The sequence below is a fragment of the Pseudoalteromonas sp. SWXJ133 genome (genome assembly GCF_015864365.1).
In the GTDB taxonomy this organism is placed as follows: domain Bacteria; phylum Pseudomonadota; class Gammaproteobacteria; order Enterobacterales; family Alteromonadaceae; genus Pseudoalteromonas; species Pseudoalteromonas arctica.
This window is the reverse complement of the sequence record NZ_JADYXJ010000016.1, coordinates 1-13,793: the sequence shown is the minus strand read 5'-3', so window position 1 is coordinate 13,793 and position 13,793 is coordinate 1. Positions and strand designations below refer to the sequence as shown.

Below are 13,793 nucleotides of genomic sequence, written 5' to 3'. Positions count from 1 at the left end.
AATGGTAATGAAATTAATAAAAAACTTAACTCTATCAGCATTTACACTCGCCTTATTAGCAGGGTGTAACTCTTCACCTAAACAAGGAAGTGCTACACAATCAGGGTTGGTTAGTAACAACGCCTCAAATACCGTAATAGCCAAAAGTGCTTATATATTTAATGACGCGGATATAGCTATGCCTGCATATTTTGATACCCAAGGTCTAGAGCGTTGCACGTTTGATGCAAATACCGAAACTGATAGCTGTCCGCTTAAAAAACCAATTGTACGCATGTACTTTGATTTAGCTGGTGTAAATGGCAGTGGTATTGGTGTTGATGCTATGCGCGAGTTTGACAACCAAAACTTATTGCTAATGCTCGAAAATCAATTTGCAGGAATTAATCGCTTTAGAATAGTAACGCGTGATGATGATGCTATTTCAAAGGAACAACAATTAATTTTACAACAGCAAGGAGTGGTTGCCGCTGCCAAGCGTGCAGAAGTTAAAGCGTTAATCCCCGATTTTGTTGTAAAAATAGATTCACTAAGAACGTTAAAAACCGAAGGTTCAATCACAGATTGGGCAGACTATACATTAGAGCTGACAACTGGTGTTATAAATCCGCAAACACGTGAAAAGCTGTCGCATCCTAATTTAGGTAAAATTCGTGTTAAATCTGAAGATGTACGCGATCGCTCGGAGCTAAAATTTACGACTGTAAGCGGGCGTTACGTAGCTGGGTTTCACTTTGACCAAAGTGCTCATGTAAATGCTGTACTTAGTGATATGGGATCGCGTGGTATTGATATTTTACTTACTCGTATGTTGAGTGAAATGCCTGCAACAGCACAAGTATTAGGTATTAAGGGTAGTAAAATTAGTTTAGACAGAGGCCAAAATGCGGGCGTATTACCTAACGAAACAATGATAATCTTTAGCTATGAAGCTGGATTTGTTGAGCCAATTGGCGTTGCGAATGTAAATCCTTCGCGCAGTAGTGCAAATGGTGAAATTATTCGTTGGAAAGACTCCGATGCAGCCGATGATGTTAAAAACAAAGCTGAAAATGGTATTTATCGTCCATCAAATGGTGCAAAAATATTTGCTGTTTCGGTAGGTACTCCTGCTGACTTTTTGGAGAATCGAACATGATCAAAAAGTTTGGCTTATTAGCATTATGTTCTTTGAGTGCGCAAGCTCAAGTGGATGTATTGTCTGATGGTACGCTACAAACACAGGCATGTGCATATGGACGAGGTAGTACGGCTATTTCGGGTGCAAAAGCCCAGGCTAGTGCTGAGCTTATTAGTTTTATTAAAGGTAATAAAAGCCTAACAACCCAAAGTGCGCAGCAACATTTAACAACAAGTTTAGATGATGATGCCGCCAGCTTATATGAGCAACAACGCGCCACGATGATGGAAGGTTTGAGTGCTGGGGCCGTTCCTTTAAATTACTCAACGCCTACGCTTAGCGGTAACGACACTTGCATGACTGTCAGTATTAATCCGCAAGAGTTAGGAGAGCCGCAAGAACAAAACTGGCAGCAAACCACTCAAAATATTAGTGTGACAGTAATAGGCCAAGGCTGGAAAAAGGAAGGTAAAACAGCACTGACGATTGCAGAGCAAGATGCTCTGCAACGTGCTGTATCGCAAGTTGTAGGTGTGTGGCTTACTCAGCAGCATACGCAATCGTCAAGCACGAGTATGAATATTGTTGACGGTAACGAATCAACAAATATGCAAGAGCTAATAGGGCAACAACTTTCGAGTCATAGTGAAGGGCTTGTTAAAGAGTGGCAAACGTTGCAAACCAAAGAGCTGCAAAATGGTGGTGTGGAAGTGACCATTATGGCTGTTGTAGAAAAAGCACCTCTCATTCAAAAAGCATCAAAATTATTGAGTATGATTGGTTCGCCTAGAGTACAAGTTATTGCGCCTGAGCCATTAAAAACAGAGCTAAAAATTTGGTTAAACGAGCAAGGCGTTGAAGTTGGTAATGCGGCTAGTTTAGTTATTTATGCAAAATCAGAAGTGATTAAGCGAGATAACAATAGGCAGCTTTATTTAAGTGCTGACGTTAGAGATTTAGCTGGAAATATTTATGGTCGATGGAAAAACGATCCTTCATTTATGTCGTTGCCTAATAATCCTGACGTAGAAAAAGACTTAATGGCTGTACATTTAGCGAGTGAGTCACAATCAAAAGCGCTTCATAACACCCTAAATAATGCATTTACTCAAGTTGTTGCAAGAGGGGGCTTAGTTCGTGAGGTCATGTTGCCAAGCAATAAGCTAACGCAACCAGAAAAATTGCATGATGTATTAAGTACATTAGGTGGAGTCAGCGATGTATCTATACACAAACAGCAGCAATACACGGTAGCGAGCCTTAGATTTAAAGGCAATACCGGTGAACTTGCTCATGCGCTCGATCAGGCATTAACGACAATAACAGCAAAAAACCTTTCAAAAATTACAGTCGAAGACGATTTTACACTCAGGTACAAATAAGGATAGACGATGAAATTAAAAATATTAACATTAGCAATGGTTTTAGCTATGCCTGCAATCGCAGCTGAAGAATTTAGCTTAACAGATATGATCCCGGCTCGCCCTGGCGCGCAAGTAGCGGGTGCTGAACAAGCACAGGTTTCTGGCGATGTAGTGGTTGCAAAAGATACAAACGTTGCAGTTGCTGTTGCTCATCAGGCACTGATGGATGACAACGAAGACGGTATTAAAATGATTCAGGTTGGCAGCGGCACCGGTATTTTATCTATTGGTAGTGCCAGTTATAACACCTACGAAAATATGAATGCGACGTTGCTGTCTAAACGCGGTGCTTATAACCAAGCTTATTTAATTGCGAAAAAACAATTAATTGAAAATATGAAAGGTGTTGAACATCAATGTAGCAATGTAGTGTCTGCAAGAATGGATGTTATTGATACGGGCGTTGAAGGTACGGCAAACGAACAAACTAATATGATGGAAGCGTGTACAGAGTCTGTATCGGGTTCGTTAGCGGGTTTTGTTACTTATGACGTGTACGACAATATTGGTGAGAAAGGTGTACGCGTAAGTTTAATATCGACTCCTAAAACACGTTCACAAATTAAAGGTAATCGTGGTGCTGTAGCAGTAACTACTGAGCCAAATGTAATTTTTCAACAAGTAATAAGTGATGTTAAAAGTGGTGTTTTACCACCTGTTGGCGCCAAAGTACTTACTAATGCTGATACTGGCGAGGTCATTGTTTTAGGTTATGGGTCTGCAATTGCTCGTCAAAATAGAAATAGCAATGTTGCTCGCAAGCTTAAAGGCGTTGCTAAATCACAATCGCAAACACGCGCGCGTTCTGCGTTGCTTGCCACTATCCAAGGTGAAAAAGTGTATTGGCAAGGTAGCTTTGACGAAAAGCAAATGGAAGGTACAAAGCAATTTGAGTATGAAGATCCTAATCTGAACGATCCGCAACAAGTAGAAATTTTAGAAGAAGACCGTAGTACATTTTTGAATCAATTAAAAACATCTGATGAGTACTCAACCGTTGCAAAAGGTAAATTACCACCGGGTGTAAGTGTTAAAAGCTTTGCAAGTGATGATGGATTTTGGCAGTACAGCGTAGCTGTTTATGCACCAAGCTTAGAGGCAACGGCACGCAAAGCAGCTAAAGAGATGGAAGGTAATAATGGTCAAACTGTTAACGGTGTAAGTCACCACGGCCACAAAATAAAAGCACACGGTGGGTTAAATGAAAAAGCGGCTAACCCTCAAGGTGCATCAGGTAAAGTAGCGAGCGAAAAGGAACTTTAATGCTAGCACCTATTTTAGCGCTTTCGTTGGTGGCTTCGGCCACTTTCGACTCAGAGCAAACAATTGAACAACAAACTGCTTTTTTTAAAAGTCAGGCTAATGGTCAATACGCCCGAGTAATGGCGTTAAAATCGAGTGCAAAAAATGCGCTTGAGCAGGCATGTCGAAATGCATTGACCCTGCCACAGCGCAGTATTATTAAAAATATTTTAGCTAAAAAGCTCAATATGACTTTGCCAGAGTCGGTAAGCTTTATTGAAGCTGAAATTACGGATTATAAGCAAGAAAAACAGCAAGAATGGTTAACTTGTACTGGTGTTGTAACACCTGCTGCGCAAGATATTAACGAAGCTGGACTTGCCGTTAGAGCTGCTTGGCAAGTAGGTAGCCAAAAAGATAAAGCAAACTTACGCCCTTTATTGCAAGTTGCATTGAATCACCCTACAACGATGTCTGATGCAGTAGCATTAGCAGCTGTTCTGTCGCCAGAGGAGCAACGTTTAAGCTATCTCGATAAATATTTAAAAGCGAGTGAGTTAAAACTCGATGAAGCTAAAGCCTCAGTTGCACAAACGTGGTTTGTTAATGAGCGTTATAAACAAGTTATCTCGCTAACTCAGCAATGTGAAAGCATAGATTGTAAGCGTTTAAACTTAGCCGCTCAAACTGAGTTTGATAATTTGTCTGCTGATGATTTAAGTAGTTATTTTTAATTTTATAGGGATATAAAAAATGGACTCAAAATTTAAAATACTACTAAAAATTAGTGCTTTAGCTTGTTTAACACTGAGCTTAAATAGCTTAGCCCAAACAAGTGACGAAGCCGAATTTGAGGCCTTTTTAAAAAATCGCCAAAGTGAGTTTAGTCAGTATGAACAACAGCAAAAGCAAGAATTTGAAGCGTTTGTAAGTGCCTGGCATGATGCGCAAAGTGCATATTTAAAACAAGTAACCCAAAAGTGGCAAGATCCAAGCCTGCCAAGCTCAAAAGTGTGGGTAAAATACAGTGATGATTTAAATAAACGCACTAGTGTAAATTTTGAAAGTGGTGAAGTCGTAGTTGAGTTATTAAATAGCCAAAACGACGAGCAAGCCGTTGAATATGCAAAACAGCAATTAAACGAGCTTTCACAAGTAACAGTAGATAAAACACTTGCAAATGATCCGGTTTATATTGCGGCTAATAATACCATTAATAGCAAAAGTTTTGCCTCAACGGGCAAGCCTTTAAATAGAAAAATAGAGCAAAGTAAGTCACCAACAACGACTCAACCTAAAAAAATAGCCGAGCAAACGGTGCTCTCTACTGAGATTGTAAAAGAGGTGCTCACTACAAAGGCACCTGTTATAACTAAACAAAAAGACAGAGTAACAATTAGCTATAAATTGCCTGGTAATACACTTTCGAACCAAGCAAAGCGTTACCTACCAGAAGTTCAACAGCAAGCCAAGCGTTATAAATTAGATCCTGCATTATTATTGGCAATTATACACACTGAATCAAGCTTTAACCCGCTTGCCCGTTCGCCAATTCCTGCTTTTGGTTTAATGCAAATAGTGCCTACTTCAGCGGGTAAAGATGTGAGCAACTTTTTGCAAGGTAAACCGCTATTACTTAGTCCTGAGTACTTATTTCAGGCTGATAATAACGTAGAGGCAGGCAGTACTTATGTGCATATTTTAAGTAATCGTTACTTTAAAAATGTACGTAATGAGCAATCAAGAATTTATATGAGTATTGCAGCTTATAATACTGGCCCAGGTAACGTAGCCAAAACGTTAAGTGGCTCTAAATCACTTAATCAGGCTAGTATTGCTGCTAATTCAATGTCTGCAGACAAAGTTTATACCTTAATGGTAAACAATTTACCTGCGCAAGAAACCCGTAATTATTTACAAAAAGTGGTTAAACGCACCGCTTATTATCAAGATCAATTGAAAGGAATTTAAAATGAAAAAATTATTACCAGTTATAGCCGTTTTAGCTTTAGGTGCGTGTTCAAGCACTGAAAATACACAATCTGAGCCGTTAGCAAAAAATGATTCAGTGCCAAGCTGGGTATTATTGCCAGTGTCTGATAAAGGTTTAGCGTCGTCGTCATGCGTACCTTGGTCGGGCAGTATGTCTACCGACAGAGCACAAGCAATTGCAGCCGCTCGCGCCGATTTATCACAGCAAATACAAGTTAAAGCAAGCGTTATGGACAAGCTATACCAACGGAAAGCGCAAAGTAATGATGAGCTAAATGTTGGTGGAACGTTTGAGCAAGTAAGCAAGCAAGTTGCACAACAAAGCCTTGTGGGCGCTATTCCACAAGAAGTTGCCTTTGCTAAATTAGACGGTGTAAAGCAGCTTTGTACATTTGTTGTAATGAGCAATACACAGGAAACGTTTAATAACCTAGTCGCTCAATCTGGTAAGCGTTTAGACCCAAGTTCACGAGAAGCGCTTTATGAAGAGTTTAAAGCTCAAAAAGCGATGAAAGATCTTGAAAAAGAGTTAGATAATTTAAATAAGTAAAAACAAGTTAACGTTTTTTATATGTATTGCTGGCTTCGTTTTTACTAAGGTAAGCTGGCTTTTTTAGTTATAAAAGGATTACCCTTATGAAAGATATATTTTTCTTTGAATCGATGCTTACACCAAAAATCATTACCGTTGTGTACTGGTTAATGCTTATTAGTATATTAATTTCTGGTATTGTTACCATGTTTGCTCAGTACGGCGGTGGCTTTTTAACTGGTCTGGGTATCATTATTGGTGGTGCGATCGGTGCACGTATATGGTGTGAGCTATTAATTGTGTTATTTAAAATTCATGAGAACCTTCAAAAAATAGCTAATAAATCAGAGTGATTGGTTAAGGTTAATTATTATAATAATGGTAGTGGGGATACCAATCTTGCGGACCTCACTATTTTTCTTCACTTATCACCATCTTTTATTAGTTGATGTTTTTATTACCTCAGCAAGTTAAACCCTTAAAATAAATCTGTTTTATAGCTATAGAGCATCGCTTCAACGCAAGTGCGCGTTAGCTGCACCTAAGGCACACTCAGGTGAGTACCTAAGCAGCATTGAGCTCTTCAATAATGGAGCCGTTAGTGGCTTTTATAACAGCAGCTAATAATATTGCTTTTTTTAATACAAAGTTATTTTTAATCGGCTAGAGTGAAGGTTTAATAGCCTCATTACTAGTGGGTTTAACCACAATGAGCATTATGGTAGTAACGGTAAAACCTAAAATAGAACGCTTTTTAAAGAGCTAATACTTTGATCGCTAACGTATTAAAGCAAATAATTTAATACGTTTATAGTGGGCAGATGCATGAAGTAATTAGTTACTTAATTGAGTTTTCTACCGGGCAGCCTTGTTTACGGCATATACCTTCGTTACATAATTTGCATATTTTACGTGCCTCGAACTGCTCGCTTGTTAGGCTGCCAAGTGCTACTTCTATCAAACTTAAAAAGCTTTGTTTTTGTTCATCATTAAAGTTGTTTAGTATTTTAGAGGTGGCTGTTTCTCTGCTGCCTAGTACTAGTTCAACCCTTTTACTTCCTTTATCCGTTACGCATAAAACGACAGAGCGGGCATCTTTTACTGACTTTCGTCTTTCTACAAGTTCTTCGTTTTCAAGTGTATTTATTAATCTAACTGCACCAGAATGCGTTAAGCCTAAAACCTTGCTTAGTACATCAATGGTTTCATTCGGATGATTGTAAATAGTGACCAATGCTGCTTCGTGGCTTAAGCTTCGCCCGCCTAATTCGGCAATCTGTTTTTCAATGTCATTAGAAACAGAAGTAGCAAATGTGCCGATTAAATTTGATATATATTTTTCATTTTTCATAAATTTAATTATATGTGATTCGATCATATAAATATAGTGACAAATTAAGCGCTCTCATTTATTGTATGACTCAGTCATGTATGTTGGCTCGAAATTAGTTAATCTACTTCGAATATTACACAAATTACATGAGCGAGGACTTACCGCCAGCTCATCAGCTAAATAAAGCGATATAATTAAATGAAAAATGATTCAGAAACATTACGTTATGCAAAAAAGTTTAAAACTGTATTAGATAAAAAAATGGCCTACATAGATGAAGGCGAAGGTGATCCTATTGTGTTTTTACATGGAAACCCTACATCTAGCTTTCTTTGGCGAAACGTTATGCCCTATTTGCAAGGAAAAGGGCGTTTAATTGCTATCGATATGATTGGATTAGGAGATTCGCAAAAGTTAGATAACACCCATGAGGGCAGCTACTCACTTGCTGAAAACAGCAAATACACAAATACACATTTGCACTTTTAGAAGCGTTGGGTGTAAATAATAACGTTACCTTGGTGCTCCACGATTGGGGTTCAGGCGTTGGTTTTAACTGGGCTAATACACATCGTGATGCAGTAAAAGCAATTGCGTTTATGGAAGCAATTGTTACTCACTTTCCAACATGGGACGATTTTCCTAAAGATTTGCACGGCCCTATTGGCACTATGCGCTCAGCTGAGGGTGAAAAAATGGTGCTTGATGACAACTTTTTTATTGAAACAATATTACCAGCGACCATTGCACGCAAATTAACGCAAGCAGAGCATGATGAGTATCGCAGACCCTTTATAAATTCAGGAGAAGATCGCCGTGCAATTTTAGCTGGGCCTCGTCAACTTCCTATTGCTGGAGAGCCTGCCGATACCGTGGCTTTAGTTAAAAGCTATGCGAGTTTTTTAGCTAACTCTCACGATATTCCAAAGCTATTTATTAATGCAGAGCCAGGTGCTTTTTTAGTTGGTTACGCAAGAGACTTTGTGCGCACATGGCCAAATTTAACTGAGGTAACCGTAAGCGGTATTCACTATATTCAAGAAGATTCGCCGAATGAAATAGGGGAAGCTATAGCAGATTGGCTACCCGTAAAAAATGCTTAACACATAAACGAGCGCCTAAAAGTAAGGTGTTATTAGGCATGCTTATCTTTTGAGGTTGAACTTGCAGTGGCGTGTTGGGTTTTTTAGGCAAGACAGAGCCTATGTAGTGTGGTTATTCCCCATAAATAAGTACTGCCATTGAATCCGCCCTAGGGGCAATTTACTCTGTGCTGCCCACTGGATTACACAATTCACTCCACGATTAAATTGTCTCTAAATAGAACGAATTTTAACCATTGAGGGCCTGTAGACCTTAGTAACCTGAGCAAAAAAACAAAGCACCCTATAAATTAGATGAATATGATAACCTCTGATCAAATGCTTACTTTCAAGTAAAGGAGATAACAAACAGTAATGCAAACATAAAAGCGATCTCCTGAGTTTAATTTTGGTGTTAAATTAGCAATAGACTTAAGCTAAGTTCCAACTGTTTTAAAAGGAATAACAAATGGAAAGGTTAACAAAAGAGCAAGTTCAATTTTTACCGATGTACGACGGTTTGAGCCTAGATAATATAATTGTAGTGACGCAAAAATCAGACGCGATAAGCGCGATAGAAGAGCTAAAAAAACATGCAATTTTAGGGTTTGATACAGAAAGTAAGCCTTGTTTTAAAAAAGGTGAAATAAGTGATGGACCTCACCTTATTCAACTTTCTACAAAAGCAAAAGCGTATCTATTTCCTACTAAATTTTTTGACAACTTCGCCGCGATCGAGGGTATATTGTCTGATCCAACAATCAAAAAAGTGGGCTTTGGATTAAAAGAAGACAAAAAAATTATTTTTAGAAAATTTGGAATTAGATTGGAAAATACAATCGAATTATCCTCTAAGGTCATGCATTTTGCTCAAGTAACGCAGCGTGTTGGCGCAAGGGCTGCTGTGGCAATGTTTTTTAATCAGCGTTTATCTAAAGGAGCACAGCGTTCAAATTGGTCTGTTTTCCCTTTAAAAGATCACCAAAAAATGTACGCCGCAAATGACGCTCATTCAGCATTACTAATCGAACTTGAAATAGAAAAACAAAATAGTAATAAATAAGACGGCTGCGCTTATATATTCAATTGAATACCAACAACACCATTTTTTAGGGTTGTTGTTACACGAACTATAGGCTATATAACGCAATAAAATTATATAGTTAAAACACTTTACTTTATTGCGCTGAGTTATAGTTATTTTTAACACTAATAACTAATTGGGTATTTAAAAGCTTATAACTTATGGCTCGTTAGTTAACAAAAAAGATGCGGTTTTGCTTATTTTAGATTGAGCTACATCGGTAGGTTTACCTTGGGCTACAATTAACCCGCCTTCATCGCCTGCACCAGGCCCTATGTCAATAATCCAATCACTGTTACTGGCTACTTGCATATCGTGCTCAACCATAATAACGGTGTTGCCGGCATCAACGAGCCCATTTAATTGCGCCATTAGCATGGCCACATCTTTAGGGTGCAGACCGGTAGTTGGTTCATCTAAAATATAGAGGGTATCGCCGCGTTGTGTGCGCTGTAACTCTGTGGCAAGTTTAATGCGCTGCGCTTCACCGCCCGAGAGTTCTGTAGCTGGTTGCCCCAAACGTAAGTAACCAAGACCCACTTGCATAAGTGCATCGAGCGCTCGCAGTATTGCAGGTTCATTTTCAAAAAAGGTATGCGCCGACTCAACTGTTAAATTAAGCACATCGGCAATGGTTTTATCCTTGTAAGTAACCTCAAGTGTTTTTTCGTTATAGCGTTTGCCGTTACACACAGGGCAAGGCGAATACACACTAGGTAAAAATAAAAGCTCTACGCTTACAAAGCCAACACCTTCGCAGTTTTCGCAGCGACCTTTTTTTACGTTAAACGAAAAACGACCTGCATCGTACTTACGTGCTTTTGCCTCTTTGGTATTGGCAAACAATTTACGAACATGATCGAATAACCCCGTGTAAGTTGCCAGGTTAGAGCGCGGTGTGCGTCCAATCGCTTTTTGATCAACCGTTATTAGGCGTTTTATATGCTCAATGCCTTGAGTAATTTTGCCCTCGGTTGTTATATCGAGCTCTTGGTCGAGCAGTTCGGCTTCGTCTGTAGGTATTTGTGGCAGCGATTTTTGCCCCAGTGCATCGTAAACAAGCTCAACTAAGGCTTGGCTGACTAAACTCGATTTACCAGAGCCAGACACGCCCGTAACGCTTGTAATAACGCCCAGCGGAAATTCTACATCTAGTTTTTGTAAATTATTACGCTCAATACCGCTAAGCTTTAACCATGCTTTTGCGCTGCGTTGTTGTTTGTTACTTTGGCTTAAAAGCTTTTCATCATTTTTAAAAAGGTATTGGCTAGTGTGCGAGCTGGTCACTTTTTGCAAGCCTTCAACAGGGCCGCTATAAACAATATTACCGCCGTGAGTACCTGCATTTGGGCCTACATCAACCACCCAATCGGCGTGGCGAATAACACTTACGTCGTGCTCAACCACAAATACTGAGTTACCCGCTGCTATTAGCTCATCTAACGCGGCTAATAATGCTTGTGTATCTGCTGGGTGTAAACCTGCTGAAGGTTCATCTAATACATAAACCACCCCAAACAGTTTTGAGCGAATTTGCGTAGCAAGCCTTAGACGCTGTAATTCACCAGGCGATAATGATGGGGTGGTGCGTTCAAGCGATAAATACCCTAAGCCAAGTTTGGTAAGTGCTTCAACTCGTTTAAGAATGTCGCTGGCTATACGCTTTGCTACTATGGCTTTTTCTGGGTTAGCAGCGTTGTTTTTAGGCTTTTTATTAGCCGCAATACTAAGGGTTTGAGCCAGTTCATTTAATGTTAGCTGCGAGATTTCGCCAATATCAAGCCCAGAAAATTTAACCGACAGCGACTCTTTTTTCAGCTTTTTGCCATTACACTGTGGGCATGGTGATATTTGCATATACTGCGACACGCGCTTTTTAGTACGAGGGCTTTGAGTGCTCGCAAACGATTGTAAAACAAAACGTTTAGCGCTCGAGAATGTACCCATGTAACTTGGGCTTTCTTCATTTTTAATAGCCGCTTGTGTTTGCTCAAGTGTGTACTCAGGAAATACCGGCACCGTAGGCGTATCGTCGGTAAATAAAATCCAATCGCGTGCTTTTTTAGGCAGAGTATTCCAAGGTTTATCAATATCGTAACCTAACGAGGTCAGTATTCGGCTTAAGTTTTTACCTTGCCATGCTGGTGGCCACGCGGCTATTGCGCGTTCTCTAATTGATTTAGTGGGGTCGGGCACTAGCAGCTCTTCGGTTACGTTAAATACACGGCCAATACCGTGGCATTCTGGGCACGCGCCTTGCGGGGTATTAGGCGAAAACGCATCGGCATAAAGTATACCTTGGCCTTTTGGGTATTCACCTGCGCGCGAGTACAACATACGTAGCGCGTTAGAAATAGTGGTTACACTGCCCACAGATGAGCGTACAGATGGCACACCCCGTTGTTGTTGCAGTGCAACAGCAGGTGGCAGCCCTTCAATTGAATCGACATCGGGCTCATCTACTTGATCTATTAATCTGCGAGCATAAGGCGATACCGAATCAAGATATCGATGTTGCGATTCGGCAAATAATGTACCAAAAGCTAGCGATGATTTACCCGAGCCCGATATACCGGTAAAAACAACAAGTGAATTACGGGGGAGATCTACATCCACATCTTTTAAGTTATGAACACGTGCGCCTCTTACTTGAATGCTGTGCTCAGGGTTTAATAAAGTCGATTGTGCATTATTAACCGCTTGGGGACTTTTAGGTGTGGTTGGCATGTAGTTTACTCCTGTTTAATAACCTTATGATTACGCGAGCTTTTCAAGGTATAAACCTTACAGTAGTCTCACTGAATGTGCGCTTATTCAAAATATGCATTAAATTATGATTGTTGTGCGTTTACATAATAGGTAAAAACTGAGAGTATAAATTTTCAACGATTGTTTTTAAAAACATAATTTAATAAAAGGAAGTTGCACTGTGTTTAAAGCCTTAGTTTTGATTTTTATCGTGTTTTCATCGGCAGTTGCTGCCAACACATCAAACACTCTCAATAGTGTATTAAATGTTGACCGTGCCATACCCAGCAGTATTCATTTATCGTTTCCAAACGATAACAAAATAACGCCTAAAAAATCTGACTTCACAATTTTAAATTACGTGCTTATGAGCAATAACGAAGGCGAGCGCTGGGCAGTTATTACGCTAACTAATTTATCGTCTGGCAATCGCGAACTCAATCAAGAACATTTATTAGCATTGTTTGCAGATGGCAGCAGATTAACGCCAATAGAATTTAAGCTCGGTTTTAAAGGTAGTGAAACACAATCAGTCACCGTCTCGTTTGCTGAGCATAAGTTTCCTATTTTAAGTGTGTATTCGAGTAATGAGCTGTAACTATTATTAGTGCGATCATGCTGCCTTAGGGTCTTGTTTTAAAGTTAAGGAATTACTATGAAATTTGAAGGTGCGCAACAAAATATGAACCTCGCATATTTTGGTGGTGGAACCGGTGTATTAGTGTCTGGCCTGGTTTGGTGTATAGCTGGCTTTGTCGCACTACTGCATTCAAATGAAGTAAGTATGCTTACACTGTTTTTTGGTGGCATGTTTATACATCCTTTAGCTATGCTACTTTCAAAAGCGCTTAAACGCTCTGGCAATCACGACCCTAAAAACCCATTAGGTAAATTGGCCTTAGAAAGCACTATTATTTTATTTGTTGGTTTGTTTTTAGCGTTTTACGTAGCAAAACTTCAAGCTGAATGGTTTTATCCAATAATGCTGATGATAATTGGTGTTCGCTATTTAATTTTTAACACCTTATATGGCATGAGAATCTATTGGATTTTAGGAGCTTTACTTATGTTTTTTGGCATGTTGTGTATTATATTAAATGCCAATTTTGTAATTGGTGTAGTGGTACAGTGATTTTGGCCACCCATTAAGAAAGAAATGTTATGCTAATAAGCATACAAATTTGGGTGAAAAAATGACGAAATTAAAACGCGCAACGTATTCTGCAGCAATAAAAT

At 39.4% G+C, this 13,793-nt stretch carries 14 protein-coding genes; 12 read left to right on the top strand and 2 right to left on the bottom strand.

What is annotated here, in order from left to right; translation table 11 throughout:
- Window positions 1-7: 7 nt before the first annotated feature.
- From I6F40_RS12595 to I6F40_RS12565, 7 genes are all read left to right on the top strand, one after another.
- Complete coding sequence (locus I6F40_RS12595) at window positions 8-1,138, top strand: hypothetical protein (RefSeq protein WP_197193014.1); 1,131 nt, start codon at window positions 8-10, stop codon at window positions 1,136-1,138.
- Entirely contained in the window at window positions 1,135-2,502 is a 1,368-nt protein-coding gene (locus tag I6F40_RS12590; RefSeq protein WP_197193013.1) for a hypothetical protein, read from the top strand. The genes I6F40_RS12595 and I6F40_RS12590 overlap by 4 nt, the downstream gene beginning before the upstream one ends.
- A gap of 9 nt (window positions 2,503-2,511) precedes the next feature.
- Window positions 2,512-3,807, top strand: a complete 1,296-nt coding sequence (locus I6F40_RS12585) for a hypothetical protein (RefSeq protein WP_149593165.1) — start codon at window positions 2,512-2,514, stop codon at window positions 3,805-3,807.
- Complete coding sequence (locus tag I6F40_RS12580; protein ID WP_166377378.1) at window positions 3,807-4,520, top strand: hypothetical protein; 714 nt, start codon at window positions 3,807-3,809, stop codon at window positions 4,518-4,520. The genes I6F40_RS12585 and I6F40_RS12580 overlap by 1 nt, the downstream gene beginning before the upstream one ends.
- Before the next feature lie 19 nt (window positions 4,521-4,539).
- Window positions 4,540-5,757, top strand: coding sequence for a murein transglycosylase domain-containing protein (locus tag I6F40_RS12575; protein ID WP_197193012.1), 1,218 nt, complete (start codon window positions 4,540-4,542; stop codon window positions 5,755-5,757).
- A gap of 1 nt (window position 5,758) precedes the next feature.
- Window positions 5,759-6,328 carry a hypothetical protein gene (locus tag I6F40_RS12570; protein ID WP_166377374.1) on the top strand — a complete coding sequence of 190 codons (570 nt, stop codon included), beginning with the start codon at window positions 5,759-5,761 and terminating at the stop codon, window positions 6,326-6,328.
- Between the two features lie 86 nt (window positions 6,329-6,414).
- Entirely contained in the window at window positions 6,415-6,663 is a 249-nt protein-coding gene (locus I6F40_RS12565) for a DUF4282 domain-containing protein (RefSeq protein ID WP_166377372.1), read from the top strand.
- A gap of 485 nt (window positions 6,664-7,148) precedes the next feature.
- On the opposite strand, the gene I6F40_RS12560 is transcribed toward I6F40_RS12565, so the two are convergent.
- Window positions 7,149-7,661 carry a MarR family winged helix-turn-helix transcriptional regulator gene (locus I6F40_RS12560; protein ID WP_197193011.1) on the bottom strand — a complete coding sequence of 171 codons (513 nt, stop codon included), beginning with the start codon at window positions 7,659-7,661 and terminating at the stop codon, window positions 7,149-7,151.
- 180 nt (window positions 7,662-7,841) lie between these two features.
- Between I6F40_RS12560 and I6F40_RS19725 the strand changes: the two genes are divergently transcribed.
- The 3 genes from I6F40_RS19725 (at window position 7,842) to I6F40_RS12550 (ending at window position 9,788) form a co-directional block, all read left to right on the top strand.
- Window positions 7,842-8,132: an alpha/beta fold hydrolase gene (locus I6F40_RS19725; RefSeq protein ID WP_231609361.1), complete on the top strand. Its 291-nt coding sequence runs from the start codon at window positions 7,842-7,844 to the stop codon at window positions 8,130-8,132.
- A 32-nt stretch (window positions 8,133-8,164) separates the two neighbouring features.
- A complete protein-coding gene (locus tag I6F40_RS19720) occupies window positions 8,165-8,746 on the top strand; it encodes a hypothetical protein (protein ID WP_331460307.1) in 582 nt (193 codons plus the stop codon).
- A gap of 448 nt (window positions 8,747-9,194) precedes the next feature.
- Complete coding sequence (locus I6F40_RS12550; RefSeq protein ID WP_197193010.1) at window positions 9,195-9,788, top strand: 3'-5' exonuclease; 594 nt, start codon at window positions 9,195-9,197, stop codon at window positions 9,786-9,788.
- A 180-nt stretch (window positions 9,789-9,968) separates the two neighbouring features.
- Here the strand turns inward: I6F40_RS12550 and uvrA are convergent, their stop codons facing one another.
- Complete coding sequence (gene uvrA, locus I6F40_RS12545; RefSeq protein ID WP_197193009.1) at window positions 9,969-12,536, bottom strand: excinuclease ABC subunit UvrA; 2,568 nt, start codon at window positions 12,534-12,536, stop codon at window positions 9,969-9,971.
- A 202-nt stretch (window positions 12,537-12,738) separates the two neighbouring features.
- Between uvrA and I6F40_RS12540 the strand changes: the two genes are divergently transcribed.
- Together I6F40_RS12540 and I6F40_RS12535 are read left to right on the top strand one after the other, a co-directional pair.
- Window positions 12,739-13,155, top strand: a complete 417-nt coding sequence (locus I6F40_RS12540) for a hypothetical protein (protein ID WP_197193008.1) — start codon at window positions 12,739-12,741, stop codon at window positions 13,153-13,155.
- A gap of 57 nt (window positions 13,156-13,212) precedes the next feature.
- Complete coding sequence (locus I6F40_RS12535) at window positions 13,213-13,689, top strand: DUF7010 family protein (protein WP_197193007.1); 477 nt, start codon at window positions 13,213-13,215, stop codon at window positions 13,687-13,689.
- The last annotated feature ends 104 nt before the right edge of the window (window positions 13,690-13,793 follow it).